This is a genomic window from Pantoea sp. SS70 (assembly GCF_029866845.1).
GTDB lineage: Bacteria > Pseudomonadota > Gammaproteobacteria > Enterobacterales > Enterobacteriaceae > Pantoea > Pantoea leporis.
The window spans coordinates 1,126,202-1,142,157 of sequence record NZ_CP117199.1 but is presented as its reverse complement, the minus strand read 5'-3'; the positions used below and the strand labels follow the sequence as shown (position 1 = coordinate 1,142,157).

At 48.8% G+C, this 15,956-nt stretch carries 16 protein-coding genes and 1 tRNA gene; 7 read left to right on the top strand and 10 right to left on the bottom strand.

What is annotated here, in order from left to right:
- Positions 1 to 374: 374 nt before the first annotated feature.
- The 5 genes from PO881_RS05175 to hxsD are packed head-to-tail and all read right to left on the bottom strand — an operon-like array spanning position 375 to position 5,408.
- Positions 375 to 1,985, bottom strand: coding sequence for a TIGR04141 family sporadically distributed protein (locus PO881_RS05175; RefSeq protein ID WP_280172547.1), 1,611 nt, complete (start codon positions 1,983 to 1,985; stop codon positions 375 to 377).
- Between the two features lie 19 nt (positions 1,986 to 2,004).
- Positions 2,005 to 2,640 carry a His-Xaa-Ser repeat protein HxsA gene (gene hxsA / locus PO881_RS05170; protein WP_192414084.1) on the bottom strand — a complete coding sequence of 212 codons (636 nt, stop codon included), beginning with the start codon at positions 2,638 to 2,640 and terminating at the stop codon, positions 2,005 to 2,007.
- Positions 2,637 to 3,749: a His-Xaa-Ser system radical SAM maturase HxsC gene (gene hxsC / locus PO881_RS05165; RefSeq protein ID WP_192414083.1), complete on the bottom strand. Its 1,113-nt coding sequence runs from the start codon at positions 3,747 to 3,749 to the stop codon at positions 2,637 to 2,639. Before hxsC ends, hxsA begins: the two co-directional genes overlap by 4 nt.
- On the bottom strand, positions 3,742 to 5,136 hold the full coding sequence (gene hxsB / locus PO881_RS05160) for a His-Xaa-Ser system radical SAM maturase HxsB (RefSeq protein WP_280172546.1): 1,395 nt from the start codon (positions 5,134 to 5,136) through the stop codon (positions 3,742 to 3,744). Before hxsB ends, hxsC begins: the two co-directional genes overlap by 8 nt.
- Positions 5,133 to 5,408 carry a His-Xaa-Ser system protein HxsD gene (gene hxsD, locus PO881_RS05155; protein WP_280172545.1) on the bottom strand — a complete coding sequence of 92 codons (276 nt, stop codon included), beginning with the start codon at positions 5,406 to 5,408 and terminating at the stop codon, positions 5,133 to 5,135. Before hxsD ends, hxsB begins: the two co-directional genes overlap by 4 nt.
- A gap of 1,337 nt (positions 5,409 to 6,745) precedes the next feature.
- Between hxsD and PO881_RS05150 the strand changes: the two genes are divergently transcribed.
- Positions 6,746 to 6,982: a hypothetical protein gene (locus tag PO881_RS05150; protein ID WP_192414080.1), complete on the top strand. Its 237-nt coding sequence runs from the start codon at positions 6,746 to 6,748 to the stop codon at positions 6,980 to 6,982.
- Positions 6,983 to 7,411: 429 nt separating this feature from the next.
- On the opposite strand, the gene PO881_RS05145 is transcribed toward PO881_RS05150, so the two are convergent.
- A tRNA-Arg gene (locus PO881_RS05145) sits at positions 7,412 to 7,488 on the bottom strand.
- Positions 7,489 to 7,583: 95 nt separating this feature from the next.
- Positions 7,584 to 8,087, bottom strand: a complete 504-nt coding sequence (locus PO881_RS05140) for a DUF1198 family protein (RefSeq protein ID WP_192236681.1) — start codon at positions 8,085 to 8,087, stop codon at positions 7,584 to 7,586.
- Positions 8,088 to 8,262: 175 nt separating this feature from the next.
- Here PO881_RS05140 and folD point away from each other — a divergent pair, with 175 nt between their 5' ends.
- Both folD and ybcJ read left to right on the top strand, forming a co-directional pair.
- Positions 8,263 to 9,129, top strand: a complete 867-nt coding sequence (gene folD, locus PO881_RS05135; RefSeq protein WP_036648219.1) for a bifunctional methylenetetrahydrofolate dehydrogenase/methenyltetrahydrofolate cyclohydrolase FolD — start codon at positions 8,263 to 8,265, stop codon at positions 9,127 to 9,129.
- Positions 9,129 to 9,341, top strand: a complete 213-nt coding sequence (gene ybcJ / locus PO881_RS05130; RefSeq protein WP_007890771.1) for a ribosome-associated protein YbcJ — start codon at positions 9,129 to 9,131, stop codon at positions 9,339 to 9,341. Before folD ends, ybcJ begins: the two co-directional genes overlap by 1 nt.
- A gap of 25 nt (positions 9,342 to 9,366) precedes the next feature.
- On the opposite strand, the gene PO881_RS05125 is transcribed toward ybcJ, so the two are convergent.
- Positions 9,367 to 10,473: an AAA family ATPase gene (locus PO881_RS05125; protein WP_280172877.1), complete on the bottom strand. Its 1,107-nt coding sequence runs from the start codon at positions 10,471 to 10,473 to the stop codon at positions 9,367 to 9,369.
- A 33-nt stretch (positions 10,474 to 10,506) separates the two neighbouring features.
- A complete protein-coding gene (cysS, locus tag PO881_RS05120) occupies positions 10,507 to 11,892 on the bottom strand; it encodes a cysteine--tRNA ligase (RefSeq protein WP_280172544.1) in 1,386 nt (461 codons plus the stop codon).
- Positions 11,893 to 12,110: 218 nt separating this feature from the next.
- Here cysS and ppiB point away from each other — a divergent pair, with 218 nt between their 5' ends.
- The 4 genes from ppiB (at position 12,111) to purK (ending at position 15,023) form a co-directional block, all read left to right on the top strand.
- Positions 12,111 to 12,605 carry a peptidylprolyl isomerase B gene (gene ppiB, locus PO881_RS05115; protein ID WP_008103818.1) on the top strand — a complete coding sequence of 165 codons (495 nt, stop codon included), beginning with the start codon at positions 12,111 to 12,113 and terminating at the stop codon, positions 12,603 to 12,605.
- Positions 12,605 to 13,321, top strand: a complete 717-nt coding sequence (locus tag PO881_RS05110; protein ID WP_280172543.1) for a UDP-2,3-diacylglucosamine diphosphatase — start codon at positions 12,605 to 12,607, stop codon at positions 13,319 to 13,321. Before ppiB ends, PO881_RS05110 begins: the two co-directional genes overlap by 1 nt.
- A 131-nt stretch (positions 13,322 to 13,452) precedes the next feature.
- Positions 13,453 to 13,962 carry a 5-(carboxyamino)imidazole ribonucleotide mutase gene (gene purE, locus PO881_RS05105; RefSeq protein WP_192236684.1) on the top strand — a complete coding sequence of 170 codons (510 nt, stop codon included), beginning with the start codon at positions 13,453 to 13,455 and terminating at the stop codon, positions 13,960 to 13,962.
- Positions 13,959 to 15,023 (top strand): 5-(carboxyamino)imidazole ribonucleotide synthase, encoded by a 1,065-nt coding sequence (gene purK / locus PO881_RS05100; protein ID WP_280172542.1) that lies wholly within the window; start codon positions 13,959 to 13,961, stop codon positions 15,021 to 15,023. The genes purE and purK overlap by 4 nt, the downstream gene beginning before the upstream one ends.
- A 127-nt stretch (positions 15,024 to 15,150) precedes the next feature.
- Here the strand turns inward: purK and PO881_RS05095 are convergent, their stop codons facing one another.
- Complete coding sequence (locus PO881_RS05095) at positions 15,151 to 15,894, bottom strand: class I SAM-dependent methyltransferase (RefSeq protein ID WP_101762377.1); 744 nt, start codon at positions 15,892 to 15,894, stop codon at positions 15,151 to 15,153.
- Positions 15,895 to 15,956 lie beyond the last annotated feature (62 nt).

Sequence of the window (15,956 nt, the reverse complement as noted above, 5' to 3'; positions counted from 1 at the left end):
GAAGAAAATGGTTCCTTTGAGACAAATAGAGTGTGCCAACTTAATTATTAAGCTTGAAAAACATCCAGCGCTATTTTGGCATATCTATATCACAATTTATCTTCAGAGTATCTTATAAAGCAACATGGAAAGAAAGCAGATTATAAATCTGATAATAAAAAAGACAGAGAGACTCGAAAAATAAATAGCCCATATTCATTTTAATACTCAAAATATTAAATAAATTTACAGCTCGAACATTTTTTAAATCTCACGATTATTACTTCTCACATTAAGAAAATGCTTGAGAATCCGAAAGTGTTTCATTGACTCCTCAGGGATTAAAGCGATTACCTCAATTAACTGACAGAAAACTCTGATATCAAATAATCAACTTAAAGCTTGTTCTTTTGAGGCCTACATAATTTCTTTTTGTAAATTTTAGGATCTACATCTATTTTGCAGATCCTGACTTCGTAACCAAAATTGCTGATACTCTTGTAAAAGTTCTTTAAATTTATTTTTGAAAACAAAGGTAGATCTTCAGGGAGTTGTTTATTCGTAGCTATGGCGAAAACTAATTTATAATTTTTGGCATCAGGTCGTGCTATATGATCAGCTAATTTTATATGGTCAGGAAGCTTCTCATTAAGCTTCGCGCGAAACTCTGAATCGCTTATAAAAAGCTCAGAACCGACAAATCCTTGTGAGAAAAGATGGCTCATACTTTGTGAACCACTATAATATTTCAAATGAATAAAATCTGAAGCGTCTTTTATAAGATCGCAAAATTCAATTTTACTTTTACCCCCACCGTAATGAATAAACTTTTGATCCATATGTATAAATGATTTATCATATAGGCACACGTTTTTATTGTAATCTTCTTCTCTTTTATAGGAGTATACCGGGAACTTATCTGACTCCTCATATTTTAATATTTTTTTTACTTCATCATCAATGTTCGTTACGAACTTTCTATCTACAACATACCATATGGAATCTCGCAGAATATAGTTCTGATCTCCTTCCTTTATTTCAGCATAAATACATCTATACAAAGACCATTTTTTTATGGCTTCGTAATCGGCATTCAACACATGCAAACAACTTCTTTTAAGTTCATCAACAGTTATATCAGCATTTTTCCCATCAAAATACTCACATATATGATTTACTGATAAGCTTTCATAAATAACACTTCTTTGTTTCCTCTCGAAACAATAGCCTATTTGGTTTTCCCAATCCACAATTTCTGGCTCACCTAACCAAATATCACTGAAGTCCCTTTCTTTCATTAAATCGATCAAAATTGAATCCAATATCTCAATTTCAGCTTCATCAGCTTCTTTGATATTATTAACCCATTCGAATTCTTCGGGAAGAGGTAACAGATAAATTGAGTCTATTTTAGTTAATAATCCAGGGATTGATTTTATGTCTACATCAGGCACAATTATAAACGCATCTTTTCCTGTTATTTTATTTCCTAATACATCTTCAGTGGAAGTGCCTATGAGTGTCGTGAGAATATCCATCTCAGAATCTATTTTAAGATTGTATATATCAACTTCTTTACTGCTCTGACTACGAGTTAGCAAATTTGTTTCGTTATGACTGCCTTTATCCAAGCTACGAATTTTTTTATGCTCAATACAGTTCAAGGTTGTTTTAAGTCCAAAACCTTTGACGATACGATCATCATTAATTAAGTGATGGCCAGTTCCGAACGGAATAAGATACCTTGTATTATCAACCTCAACAACTAATACTGCACCAGTGCTACTATTCATACCGAAGAAATCGGGTTCTAAGTCCGTACTTTGGCTTGTGAATAAAGTTGTCCATTCAGGTTGTGTTGGATCCACCACTTGCTTTGCATAAAGGTACACTCGGGCATTCTCCACCTCGAATTCGACAGGCCTTTTGACTCTTTCTAGATTCAAAACTTGATCAATGTCATCTGTAAATCTTTTTGTTTTATAAATTGACAGTTTTATCTTCATTCTTTTTATCCCCAATATTTTATCGGGCCAATATATTTAAAGAGTTCAATAATTGAGTATCTAATGTTTCTCTTGCTTGAGTAGGCAATCCATTTGCAACTCTATAATTCTTTATTGCTGTCCTTGTTGCAGGACCCATGCTCCCGTCAATATTACCGCTATAGAAACCTTTATCGAGTAAAGCGAACTGCACTCTCATAATTAATCGCTTACGTTTTTCTGTATCCGAAGTCAGCCCACTACTTGCACGATTGGCACCTGTTGTTCCTGCTGAATTTGTTGTGGTTGAGGTATCAGAGTCATTTGAACGAAGTGAACGGACAGAAGATGAAGATGATGACGAACGAGTTCCTAAATTGGATGAGTCGGAAGTACTAGGTGAGCTGTATGTTTTGGGATAGTAAGGAGTGCTTCCACCATAGTAACCACCGCCTGATGAGGAACGGTGTGAGCTGTGGCTACGATGAGAACTGTGACTTCTGTGTCCGGCGATGTAGAACGGCACTTCGGTGTTGAGCGGAGCTATCACTAAATCATGTTCATTCAGGGTCATACCAGGTAAGTCACTGGCACCAGTAGACGAATCACTCGCCCAGACAGAATTGTTAAGAGCCAAAAATCCCGGAAGCAGAGCAGCGAAATTAAACTTTTTCATATTATTGGTCTCGGAGGTTGATGAAAACGGCCTTTTGATGAACTGAAATAACCAGCACAAGAAGACTTCTGAGTGCATTCATCACATTCTTTGGGATAGTAATTTTTCCAGTCAGAGATCGACTGAGTTGCAAAATTCCATGCCCTTTCAGGAAGGTGGCACAACGGGTAATTGAAGATGGTAAAAGGGATACCTGATCTGTGTGCAGTGTCTACAGCAGAAAGGATTCGTTCACTATAGTTGTCGTGCTCTATGAAGATTGATGACCAGTTATTACGGGCCCATCCAATTGACTCTAACCCCATCAGAGATATCTGGTTAATGTTGGAGAAGACACGACCAGCTAACTCTACGATGTCATCAAGCTCTGTATAGTTTGCCTGAGTAGGGATGACCCTCAATTCGATGTTGATTCCTGAGTTACCTGCATTGATCAGTCCCCTGACTGTTTCATTAAATGCTCCCTCGCTTCCGACCAAGTAGTCATGCACTGTTGCTCTTGAAGAATAAAGTGGAATGCCAAAAGTGATTTTGATTTTTTCACTTCGTTCTTTCATTTGCTGGGTAAAGCTGACATCCGCAAACTTCCGTCCATTGGTTAGTACATGCAGTGCTGTGTCAGGGGCATTTTCGATGATGAAATCGAGGAAGTGCAGAAAGTCTTCTCCATAGAGTAGAGGCTCTCCCCCACTTACCCCTACTACTCCATTCAGGGAAAAAGAAGCGATAGCGAGAGCTGACTGGTTGAGAAGCCAGTCATCGTTACCTGTCTTAGGAGGCTGAGAACAAAACAGGCAACTGTTGTTGCACCTTTCCGTGATAAGGACAGTGTTATGGTTTGCTCTTCGGGACAGAACCACCCGGAGCATATTTCCGTTGTTGACGATCCCAATATCGCCATCTTCTATCGAATCGAAAAGGTATTTGCTTGCTACGGAATCAGCAAAATATGCAGGCAGTCTTGAATGAAACTTAGTTTTAGTAATCAGCAAATTTGGCAGATAAAACTGAGGATTTTCGGGCTTTGATTTACACAGGCGATAAAAGCCCTGTTGAACTGGTAAGTCTGATGAAAACCGGAAAATATCGTTTCTCAGCACCTCAGACATAAGCCCACCTTTTGAGCATCTCAGCCATTGGCCCATCCTGAGAAATTTCGTTCAGAAGGAAGCGGAACATCCCTTTATGATACTGACAGAAAGTGGAACGACTCTTGTCTCCAACAGGTTCACCATGAACACTTATGTTCTGACAAGGATCTGTACCACAGAAAGGCTGATAGGCACATGTATCACAGCCGGGCATGGCAAAGTTAAATGAAGAGGAAAGGACGGAACGGTAGTATTCGTTGCTACTGAATGAGAGTGAAGCAAATTCTCCAGCACTGAAATCTGCTTCGGGGTTTACTTTCTGAAGCATACGGCTTTCGTCGCTACCGTAGACTTTACCGTCATAGTTAAAGAGGATGCAGTTCAGCACTACTCCGCTTGGTGATTTCAGATCTGCATAACCACTGAAGCCTGGATTGAAAATTCTCTTGAGGTGGATTGAGGCTGAGTGCTCAACGACGGGTATGCCCTTCTGGTTCTGAAGCAATACTTCCTGCATTAACTTCTTATAAAACTCAAAATATTCAAGCATTGAAAAAGTGAAGCTCTGCTTCTGAGCAAAACCATAGGGACTTACTGGACGGATAAACATGTCAGTGAGGCCAAGGCACAGATGAGCATCCACTATGGAAGCTGGCTCTTTTGTTAACTCTTTTGTAACTGTAGTTACAGTAGCTATCCGGTTTGCTCCCAGTTCTTCAGTGATTTTTCTAATGCCCGTAACAGCTTTAGTGTGAGCCCGAGAGTTGGTGAGGATACGGTTTTTATTGTGGACGGCTTCATTACCATCAAGAGAGACAGAAAAGGTGATATTCCGTTCTTTAACCCAAGATAGGATGCTTTCATCGAGTATTGAAAGACTCGTGGCAATAACCATTTCGAAAGCATCACTACCTAACGAACTCACACACTCTTCATAAATTGCCTGGACGAGATCGAACCTGAGAAGCGGTTCTCCGCCCTGCACTTCTATCTTGTAAGGTGAAGTGCCCAGCTTCTTAATGGTGCTGACGATTTGCGGTATCAGTTCTGGGTTTAGGTCATAACCATCAGCGGTGACCGATGCTCTGCTGACCTGGCAATACCTGCATGTATGATCGCACCTGAGAGTAGGCACAATCATGAAGATTGGTCTGACGGCCAGCTCGTTCATCAGTCGTTTGGCAAAAGCAGAACTCAGGGAGGCTATTGAAACTGCTTGAGTAGCATCGTCTGCAATGAACAATCTGCTTTCAAGCAGTCGGGAAGTGGTTTGCTCTGGAGAAAAGTTGTTTTCAGCAAGAAGGTTCAGTTCTTCGTTATCGACGAAGCTGTGAAAGCCAGCAAGGTTACTGATGAAGACTTTGCCGTTGCTAAGGCGGTCAAAGTTGAATGGCATCGTATTCATTCGGCAAGTCTCGAATCGATGCTTCGTAGAACACTGTCGATGATCGAAGTTCTGGCATGACCGGTTTGTACCTGAAGCTTCTCTCGAAGTTTGTAGTCGTTCAGCAACCGTTGAAATTCGAATTTAACTTCATCGTTGAAAGACTCAAACGATACGATCCAGTTCAGCTCGTCTTCATCCAGCTTCCAGCGAGTTACAGCACTCATCCAGTAGAGGCTATTTCTAAGCACCCACTCAGAATTTGTTGTTTTTGCGAAATTTTTCTCGATCACATTACCATCCAGAATGTCATTAAAAGAAAAATTAAAAATTTTATTTACAAGTACAAAACCGTATTGACTCATAACTAATTTGACTTAAAAAATTAAGCTATTGTTTTTTAACGATTTTATTAAAAAAATAACAGAAAATTCTTATTTCATAATGCTAACCATTACGATTGAGAATGTAAATTTGTTTTGAAAAATTTTTGTCCCGTGCCAGTATCATTACACACGCTAATGATTTAGGGTGCATTTTAAGCACCTAGCATTCACCTAGCCTGATTTAGAATATAATGAAGAGGTTGATTTTATGTCTGAAATGCAGCATGAAGATGTATGTGTTACATGTCAAAACTCACTTCATGATTCTATGGTCATTGAAAAAAATGGCGAGATGTTTAAAAGCTGCCCGTCATGCTCCAGCAAAGCTAGATTACATATTTTCTACAAGTATAATGATTTTGGTATGAGAAATATGGGTGATGGTCGATTTATCGTACAGTCTTGGTGCCGTGGATGCCGATTACAGGATGGTGCACATCCACACAAAGAATTTACATGTTAATCTTTATCTATTTTAACCATCACGCTTAATAGTTCCGTAATGCTTAGAGATCTTTCGGCATACTGATATTTCCGTAAAGGAGATCACCCCACATCAGGATCATCGACCAAGGAGCGTACAGTCCAGTCTGTGAAAACCGTGGCGATTCAGTTCTGATTTTAGTGCCTTTATAACACGGATTCGCTCCATATATAAAAGGCTGCTTTTTTGCTCCTGAATACAAAGCAAGATAATAACCCAGAAAGTTGTATTCTTAAATAGCTGAAATAATACTAATATTGATTATAAGCAATAAGATACTGGCATATCAGTAAGTAGAACACGGACTGTGCTTGCCAGTATTTTACATATGAAAAGGAGTTTATATGAATAATGCGAATAACGTTTTAGATGATGATTTCCCTTCCAGTTTAACAGAGCGATCTCTATCAAAGATAATACGCCCTTACAAAATCTCATAGTACATTGTTCCAGCGTGCGCCTAATGCTCTTGAGTTACTGCAACTGAATAATTATCGTGGTGATCATACTAAAGGTTAATGGCTTAGAAAATCAGCACTGCAACAGCTTCCCGAAGTAATACCTAAAGTGAATAAAGATGCGTGGAACAAACTTGCTGTCACTGTTATTGGAATCAGTAATCTCACTGTATATATTCAGCAAAAGAAAAATAATACTGAGCTACTTGAATATGAGCTGAATGCTATTTAAGCAAAAATAAACAGACTGAGAAATGCCTTAACAGGATTAGACCAAAATTAAGCCTGATTTCATGAAAGACATGGATCGTATTCGCAAGGGCAAAAGCTTCTCTGGTGTGCAGTCGTATGCATTAAAGCCAGCGCCTCACCACCTTCAGGTTCCGGTCGTTATCGGTGGTAATGCATCCGGTGTCACCTTTGACGAACTGGTGGTCGAATTCAGGAGAACAAGCCAGCTCCGTCAGGAAGTGGCAAAACCCGTCTGGCACAATTATCTTCGTCTGCCACACGGAGAAACCTTATCCCACAAGAAGTGAGCAGAGATCGATTACGATTACATGAAAAAAATGGGTTCAGCTCAACCCACATGCGAACCTGCAAACTCCATGAGGATGCGGCCGATCAGCACATTCAAATATCGCTAGCAGGATCGCTATCGTTGGTGGAAAACTCTACCTGGGCTGAAACGTAAATTTGATCAGCACCCGTATTATCGGGGAGCTGGAGCGAGAAAACCAACTCATCCGAACCAAAAGTCCGGCCCCCATTAACAAGTTGGTACCAGCCAGACGCGAGAAAATTTCCCGTAATGAACAGCAAATGGAGGAACGACAGGATAAACCATCCCCCTGGTCAGTCCTTCAGTCAGAATTGGAAAGGAACCTCACCAACAGACCTTGCGTCAGGTAAAAATACTGATTTTAAAGGGATTTATAGAATTTAACAGATGAGAATAGCCGAAAAAATGGTACGCCCTACAGGATTCGAACCTGTGACCTACGGCTTAGAAGGCCGGTGCTCTATCCAACTGAGCTAAGGGCGCATAGTGATTGGGTCGGATTATACGTCCAGCGGCTCGCGCGTCAACGTTTTTGCCCTTCACGAGCAGCGGAGTGCTGCCAGATTAACCAAAACCCCTTAATGCCGCTTGCGCCATTCGCTCATCGACACCAGATTCCCGCCCTGCTCCGTTTCGCCTTCCAGCTCAATCCCTTGCTGCGTGAAGTGCGCATTGTATTGGTCGCGCAGCGCATGCAGTTCCTGGCTGTCCGGCTCCAGCTGACGCAAGAACCCCAACGCCAGCAACAGCTGTTGCCGTGAAATCAACGCAGAAAATCCCGCCCGGCTCAAAATGCCATGCCAGCGCTGCCTATTTTCGTCGCTGCCATCGACAATCAGCACCTGCCAAATCAGCAGCACCGCCGCGCCATTGTGCAGATGCGTGTCGTTATCGCCCGCGATGTAGTCGGTAAACTCTTTTGCCGCCTCTTTGCCCATCAGCGACAACATCGATTCGATATGCACCGGCGGCAGCTGCAACCGTTTATTGAGCGCCTGCACCGCATGGCGCGAGCTGGCCGTCAGCAGCTGAAAACCTACCACGAACACCACCGCCAGCGTGGCGAGAATTAACCAAATCATCAAGTCATCCATCTCATTCACTGCCGGGCATCATAAGCGCTAACGCGGGCGGGCGCCACGGCGAAAAATCGGGAAAGCGGCGTTGATGGCGAATCTCTACCTGACAGCCGCACGCGCTTCTGACAGAATAGGCGCCATCCCCGATCTAACCCTCTACAGATGGATTTCCTCTCTGATGGCAGCAAAAATTATTGACGGTAAAACGATTGCGCAGCAGGTGCGCCTTGAGGTTGCCGAAAAAGTACAGCAGCGTCTGGCGGCCGGTAAACGTGCGCCCGGTTTGGCAGTTGTGCTGGTGGGTGAAAACCCGGCTTCGCAGATCTATGTCGCCAGCAAACGTCGTGCTTGTGATGAAGTGGGCTTCATCTCCCGCTCATACGATCTGCCTGCCACCACCAGCGAAGCCGAGCTGCTGGAACTGATTGATACGCTCAACAATGACAACGATATCGACGGCATTCTGGTGCAGCTGCCGCTGCCAGCCGGCATCGATAATGTCAAAGTGCTGGAGCGCATCGTGCCGGACAAAGACGTGGATGGCTTCCATCCGTACAACGTCGGTCGTCTGTGCCAGCGCGCACCGAAGCTGCGTCCGTGTACGCCGCGCGGCATCGTCACCTTGCTGGAGCGCTACAATATCGATACTTACGGCCTGAACGCCGTGGTGGTTGGCGCATCGAATATCGTTGGCCGTCCGATGAGCATGGAGCTGCTGCTCGCCGGTTGCACCACCACCGTGACGCACCGTTTCACCAAAGATCTGCGTCATCACGTTGAGCACGCCGATCTGCTGGTGGTGGCGGTCGGCAAGCCGGGCTTTATTCCAGGCGACTGGATCAAGCCGGGCGCGGTGGTGATTGATGTGGGTATCAACCGTCTCGACAGCGGCAAAGTGGTGGGCGATGTGGAGTTCGAAGCGGCTGCTGAGCGCGCCTCGTACATCACGCCCGTTCCAGGCGGCGTCGGTCCAATGACGGTCGCGACATTGATCCAAAACACGCTGACGGCGTGTGAAGAATTTCACGACATTGAGGAGGCATAATGGCCAGTTTTTCTCTCGGTAAACATGCCCACGTAGATTTGTGCGACCTGCTGAAACTCGAAGGTTGGGTGCAAAGCGGTGCGCAGGCGAAAGCGGTGATTGCGGAAGGCGAAGTGCGCGTCGATGGCGCAGTTGAAACGCGTAAGCGCTGCAAGATTGTTGAAGGCCAGAAGGTCGAGTTTGCGGGCTTTAAGATTACGGTTGTTGCCTGACCTTTAGGCGTCCCAATCGGGACGCCTAAATCCGCTCTTCCCCCACCACCCGAGTTTCCCCTTGGATTTGCTCCAGCGCGATATGATTCACCGCCGTATGCTGCGCAATCAGCGTCGCCAGTTTCGGTGAATGGCTGGTGATCCACAGTTGGCTAAACTGGCTGGCTTCGGCGATCAGTCGCGCTAATGCAGGCAACAAGTCTTCATGCAAACTGTTTTCCGGTTCATTTAGCGCCATAAACGCCGGCGGACGCGGGCTGAGCAGCGCCACCACTAAGCAGAGAAAGCGCAGCGTGCCATCCGAGAACTCGGCGCTCTCCAGCGGACGCAAAATTCCCCGCCGTGACATCAGCATCTGAAAACGCCCGTTCTGCACGTCAACGTGAAATTCCGTGTCCGGGAAGGCTTCGGCCATCACCTCAAGCAGTAATTCGGAATGACCGCGTTCAACAATCGTAGCCCAGGCTGCGGCCAAATTGCTGCCATCGTGGCTCAGTACCGGCGCGCGCACGCCAATCTGCGGCGCACGAATCGGCGAACCGGGCCACACCGCAAACTCATGATAGAAACGCCACTGGCGCAGCCTTTCACGTACCTGGGAAAGCTCGGGATAAAGGTGCGGCTCGCCAAGCTGCCCAAACAGCGACTCTTCCGGATGCAGCACCGCAGGATAAGCAACGCGTTCGCCCTCAACGTTGTGCAGGAAAGCGGTTTGATTTTGCCGCTGCAGGATGCAGGAGGAAGGACGCCGACGCTGGCCGCTCATCCATATACGCTCCTCTTTCACCAGCGGATCGAGGTTAAACATGCTGGTGGCTAACGGCTCAGGAAAACCGATATCAAGCTGATAATCCATATCATCCATTACCACCGCGAGCGCCAGACGTTTGGGATCGTGGCGACGATCGCCGCGCCGCAATCCGCCCGCCCACATCGCTTTCTGGATGCCGCCCTCTTCCGCCAGCGCCAGCGCTAAACGTCCGCTCGCCGCTTCGTGCAGTAGTCTCACCGCTTTATAAAGGTTGGATTTTCCGCAGCCGTTCGGGCCGCTCACCACGTTGAGCTGTTGCAGCGTTAGCGTCAGGTCGCGCACCGAGCGGAAGCCGTGAATATGAATCTGTTCAATCGCCATCAATAAAAAAGGGCGATTTCTCGCCCTCTCCGGTTATTTGCGGCGCCAGCTGGAACCTTGCGGCCCATCCTCAACGATCACGCCCAACTCATTGAGCTTATCGCGCGCCACATCCGCCTGCGCCCAATCTTTGGCTGCTCGAGCATCGGAGCGGGCTTTCACCCAATGCTCGATTTCCGCCACTTCATCGTCATTTACCTGCGCACCGCTTTGCAGGAACAGCTCGGGATCCTGCTGCAGAATGCCCAGCACGTTAGCAATCTGGCGCAGTTTCGCTGCCAGCGCATCAGCGGAGGCTTTGTCTTCGGTCTTCAGACGATTCACTTCACGCGCCATATCGAACAACACCGAATAGGCTTCCGGCGTGTTGAAGTCGTCATCCATCGCAGTACGGAAACGCGCTTCAAACTCTTCGCCACCCGCCGCCGTGGCATTGGCATCGGTATGACGCAGCGCGGTGTACAAGCGCTCGAGCGCCGCACGCGCCTGGTTGAGGTTGTCTTCGCCGTAGTTGAGCTGGCTGCGATAGTGTCCCGACATCAGGAAGTAACGCACGGTTTCGGCATCGTAGTGCTGCAACACATCGCGCACGGTGAAGAAGTTATCCAGCGATTTCGACATCTTCTCGCGATCAACCATCACCATGCCGGAGTGCATCCAGTAATTTACATACGGGCCATCGTGCGCACAGGTGGATTGCGCCACTTCGTTTTCGTGGTGCGGGAACATCAGGTCCGAACCGCCGCCGTGAATGTCGAAATGGGTGCCGAGCTGTTTGCAGTTCATCGCCGAACATTCGATGTGCCAGCCTGGACGGCCGTTGCCCCACGGCGAGTTCCACGCCGGTTCGTCGGCTTTAGACATCTTCCACAACACGAAGTCCATCGGATTGCGCTTCACATCCGCCACTTCGACGCGCGCGCCGGCCTGCAGCTGCTCCAGATCCTGACGCGACAGCACGCCGTACTCTTTGTCGCTCATCACATCGAACATCACGTCGCCGTTGTCAGCGACATAAGCGTGACCGCGTTCAATCAGCCTGCCGACCAGCTCGATAATCTCTTCGATGTGGCGGGTCGCGCGCGGCTCCAGATCCGGCGGCAGAATGCCGAGCGCGGCGAAATCGTTGTGCATCTCAGCGATCATGCGGTTGGTCAGCGTTTCAATGCTTTCCCCGTTTTGATTGGCACGTTTGATGATTTTGTCATCGATGTCGGTGATGTTACGCACATACTTCAGCTGATAGCCCACGTAACGCAGATAACGCGCCACCACGTCGAATGCCACAAATGTACGCCCATGGCCGATATGACAGAGGTCGTAAACCGTGATACCACACACGTACATACCGATTTCACCGGCGTGGATAGGTTTAAATTCCTCTTTCTGTCGACTCAGGGTGTTATAGATCTTCAACATTGAATGGTTCCGTTATTGACGTTTGCGGGATACGCCCTTGCAGCGTAGCCGGTTATTGTGCCGTATTTTTCTGACTTGTGCATCGCTCGGTTGCCAACTGCCGTCCGGTTACTGACGCGTTATTGGAAATTGTGATATAAGAAGCGTCTACAAAAATGCCCCGCCGCCTTACAGGCGTGGCAGTTGATACTGACGACAACCTTGACAGGAAGAAAATAATGGTCACTTTCCAGACGAACCATGGCGATATCGTAATCAAAACTTTCGATGACAAAGCGCCGGCTACCGTGAAGAACTTCCTGGAATACTGCGCGGAAGGTTTTTACGATAACACTATCTTCCATCGCGTAATCAACGGTTTCATGATTCAGGGCGGCGGTTTTGAGCCTGGCATGAAGCAGAAAGATACCAAAGCAGACATCCGCAACGAAGCGAACAACGGCCTGAAAAACACCAAAGGCACCCTGGCGATGGCGCGTACTCAGGCGCCACACTCTGCAACAGCCCAGTTCTTCATCAACGTGGCAGACAACGACTTCCTGAACTTCCGTGACGAAAGCCTGCAAGGCTGGGGTTACTGCGTGTTCGCTGAAGTGGTTGAAGGCATGGACGTGGTTGAGAAAATCAAAGCGGTGAAAACCGGCCGCAGCGGCATGCATCAGGACGTTCCGGTTGAAGATGTTGTCATCCAGAAAGTGACTGTTAGCGAGTAATGTCGCGCACGCTGTTTATCGCAGATCTGCATCTGTGTCATGAAGAACCGGCAATTACTGCCGGTTTTCTGCATTTTTTGCAGGGTGAAGCGCGCACGTGCGATGCGCTTTATATCCTCGGCGATCTGTTTGAAGCCTGGATCGGCGACGACGATCCTAACCCGCTGCATCAGCAAATCGCTGCGGCGCTCAAGGCGCTGCCGGTGCCGAAGTTCTTTATTCACGGCAATCGCGACTTCCTGCTCGGCCAGCGTTTTGCGCGTGCCAGCGGCATGACGCTGCTGCCGGAAGAGAAGGTGCTCGATCGCTACGGACATCGTGTGTTGATCATGCACGGCGATACCTTGTGCACCGACGATGAAGGCTATCAGCGCTTCCGCGCCAAAGTGCATCAGCGCTGGTTGCAGCGTCTGTTCCTCACGTTGCCGCTGCGTCTGCGCATGCGCATTGCCGCGCGCATGCGCAATGGCAGCAAGCAGGCGAATCAGCATAAATCGGTCAGCATCATGGACGTCAATCAGTCCGCGGTGGAAGCCGCGATGACGCGTCAAGAGGTGCCGATTCTGATTCACGGCCACACGCATCGTCCCGCCATTCACGCCTTCCCGCTGCACAGCAAAAACGCCGAGCGCGCGGTGCTGGGTGCCTGGCATGAGAACGGATCGATGATTCAGCTTGATGCCAGCGGCGTCAGCCTGATCGAATTCCCCTTCTGAAATCCGGGCATCAATGCCCGTTTTCCGCCTACGCAACCGTTTTCCTTGCTGCCATCTCATGCTATTCTCTGTGCCCTTCTTCGCCTGCCCGCCCGGCCAGGTTCGTTTGCATATTCACAGGAGTTGACCGCATGTCATCCAACGCCGCCCCGGCCCGTATCGCCATTGTCATGGGTTCCAAAAGTGACTGGGCTACCATGCAGTTCGCCGAGGAAATTCTTAACAGCCTGGATGTTCCCTTCCACGTTGAAGTGGTCTCAGCTCACCGTACGCCCGACAAACTTTTCAGCTTCGCGGAAACCGCCGCCGACAACGGTTTTCAGGTGATCATCGCCGGTGCCGGCGGTGCTGCCCATTTGCCGGGCATGCTGGCCGCGAAAACGCTGGTGCCGGTGCTGGGCGTGCCCGTGCAAAGCGCGGCGCTGAGCGGCGTCGATAGCCTCTACTCCATCGTGCAGATGCCGCGCGGCATTCCGGTGGGTACGCTGGCAATTGGTAAAGCCGGTGCTGCCAACGCCGCCCTGCTGGCGGCACAGATTCTGGCGATCCACGACAGCGCGCTGTCAACGCGCATCGCCCACTGGCGTCAAACGCAAACTGATGAAGTGCTGAACAACCCGGATCCGCGGGAGGACGCATGAAGCCGGTTTGCGTATTAGGAAATGGTCAGTTAGGCCGCATGCTGCGCCAGGCGGGTGAACCGCTCGGCATCGCAGTGTATCCGGTGGGCCTGGATGCAGAACCTTCTGCGCTGCCGATCGCCGAAAGCGTGATCACCGCCGAGATCGAGCGCTGGCCGGAAACCGCGTTAACCCGCGAACTGGCGAGCCATCCGGCCTTTGTGAATCGCGATATTTTCCCGCGTCTGGCCGATCGCCTGACGCAAAAACAGCTGCTGGATCAGCTGAACCTCGCTACCGCGCCGTGGCAGCTGCTGGCCGATAAAGCCGAGTGGCCAAATGTGTTCAACTCGCTTGGCGAACTGGCGATTGTAAAGCGTCGTACCGGCGGCTATGACGGCCGTGGCCAATGGCGTTTGCGCGCCAATGAAACCGATGCGCTGCCGGATGAGTGCTACGGCGAATGCATCGTTGAGCAGGGCATTAATTTCAGCGGCGAAGTGTCGCTGGTCGGCGCGCGTGGACACGATGGCAGCACGGTATTTTATCCGCTGACGCACAACCTGCATCAGGACGGCATTCTGCGCACCAGCGTGGCGTTCCCGCAGGCCGATGCCGCACAGCAACAGCAGGCAGAAGCGATGCTTAGCGCCATCATGCATGAGCTGAACTACGTCGGCGTGATGGCGATGGAGTGTTTCATTACGCCAGAAGGTTTACTGATCAACGAGTTAGCACCGCGCGTGCACAACAGCGGCCACTGGACGCAGAATGGCGCGTCAATCAGCCAGTTCGAACTGCATCTGCGCGCGGTTTTGGGCCTGGCGCTGCCAAAGCCGGTGGTGTTTGCGCCGTCGGTGATGGTGAATCTGATTGGTACTGAGATGAATCTGGCGTGGCTGCAGCAGCCGCTGGTGCATCTGCATTGGTATGACAAAGAGGTGCGTGAAGGCCGCAAGGTTGGGCATCTTAATCTCACCGATAGCGATCACGCGCGTCTGGCGTCAGCCTTGAATGCGCTGGTGCCGCTGCTGCCGGAAGCGTATGCAAGCGGGATTGCGTGGGCGGTTGAGAAGCTGTAGTTCAGCTGTTTTTACCTCACCCTAGCCCTCTCCCACTGGGAGAGGGAACCGATCGCGCTAACATGTTGTCTCCCTCTCCCTGTGGGAGAGGGCCGGGGTGAGGGCATCAGCCCGCTCAGAACTCCCTTTATCCCACCATCTTCATCGCCACATGGCTCCAGCGATTCAGATGCGTAATCTGGAACCCATGCGCACTGAACAATGCATTCAGCGACGCTTCCGAATGAATCGTAATATGACCGGTGCGCGGCGCAATATACCAGTCAGTCATCCCCAAATGACTCACTTCGTCAGTGGTCGCGGTGCTGAAGAAAAACACCCCGCCTTTTTTCAAAAAACCTGATACTTCTGCCAGCGTTTTATGCGGATCCGGCGTATGCTCAAACACCTCAAAACTGGTCATAAATTCATAAGAATTCAGTTCTGGATAATCGCCGGGCACAAACGGATCCCACGCCACCATATCAATGCCCACTTCCTGCATTAAGCGCGCCAGCGTGCCGGTGCCGCCACCGTAATCCAGCATTTTTTTGCCGTGATATTTTTTGAATAACGTCAAAATCAGATCGCGATTTCTCATCGGTCGATTGATCTCATAGTTAGGATCAAACTGCCCGTAAGCCTCGTTATACATATGCTGTGCATAATCCGCTGGCGTCCAGTCATCGCATGCGTGGGTATACACCAAACCACAGGTCTGGCATTGATGATAATAAATCGCCACGCCGGTGAGCGGATAAGTGTAACGACTGGCATTTTCCGAATGACAGATGGTATTGAAATCGGTCACACCATACAGCGTGGCCTCGCCCTGGCAGACTTTACAGCAGCCGATTTCAACAACGGATTTGACGATAAGTGGAGATGACATGTTTAGCCTTAAATAAGTCTGGTCTGCTTTTATGAGTCGACTCACGCAGACCAGAACTTAAA

What these genes read in the sequence shown, in the direction of transcription:
- PO881_RS05175 (WP_280172547.1), bottom strand. Translation starts at nt 1,985, where the DNA reads ATGAAGATAAAACTGTCAATTTATAAAACAAAAAGATTTACAGATGAC.
- hxsA (WP_192414084.1), bottom strand. Translation starts at nt 2,640, where the DNA reads ATGAAAAAGTTTAATTTCGCTGCTCTGCTTCCGGGATTTTTGGCTCTT.
- hxsC (WP_192414083.1), bottom strand. Translation starts at nt 3,749, where the DNA reads ATGTCTGAGGTGCTGAGAAACGATATTTTCCGGTTTTCATCAGACTTA.
- hxsB (WP_280172546.1), bottom strand. Translation starts at nt 5,136, where the DNA reads ATGAATACGATGCCATTCAACTTTGACCGCCTTAGCAACGGCAAAGTC.
- PO881_RS05150 (WP_192414080.1), top strand. Translation starts at nt 6,746, where the DNA reads ATGGATCGTATTCGCAAGGGCAAAAGCTTCTCTGGTGTGCAGTCGTAT.
- PO881_RS05140 (WP_192236681.1), bottom strand. Translation starts at nt 8,087, where the DNA reads ATGATTTGGTTAATTCTCGCCACGCTGGCGGTGGTGTTCGTGGTAGGT.
- folD (WP_036648219.1), top strand. Translation starts at nt 8,263, where the DNA reads ATGGCAGCAAAAATTATTGACGGTAAAACGATTGCGCAGCAGGTGCGC.
- ybcJ (WP_007890771.1), top strand. Translation starts at nt 9,129, where the DNA reads ATGGCCAGTTTTTCTCTCGGTAAACATGCCCACGTAGATTTGTGCGAC.
- PO881_RS05125 (WP_280172877.1), bottom strand. Translation starts at nt 10,473, where the DNA reads ATGGCGATTGAACAGATTCATATTCACGGCTTCCGCTCGGTGCGCGAC.
- cysS (WP_280172544.1), bottom strand. Translation starts at nt 11,892, where the DNA reads ATGTTGAAGATCTATAACACCCTGAGTCGACAGAAAGAGGAATTTAAA.
- ppiB (WP_008103818.1), top strand. Translation starts at nt 12,111, where the DNA reads ATGGTCACTTTCCAGACGAACCATGGCGATATCGTAATCAAAACTTTC.
- PO881_RS05110 (WP_280172543.1), top strand. Translation starts at nt 12,605, where the DNA reads ATGTCGCGCACGCTGTTTATCGCAGATCTGCATCTGTGTCATGAAGAA.
- purE (WP_192236684.1), top strand. Translation starts at nt 13,453, where the DNA reads ATGTCATCCAACGCCGCCCCGGCCCGTATCGCCATTGTCATGGGTTCC.
- purK (WP_280172542.1), top strand. Translation starts at nt 13,959, where the DNA reads ATGAAGCCGGTTTGCGTATTAGGAAATGGTCAGTTAGGCCGCATGCTG.
- PO881_RS05095 (WP_101762377.1), bottom strand. Translation starts at nt 15,894, where the DNA reads ATGTCATCTCCACTTATCGTCAAATCCGTTGTTGAAATCGGCTGCTGT.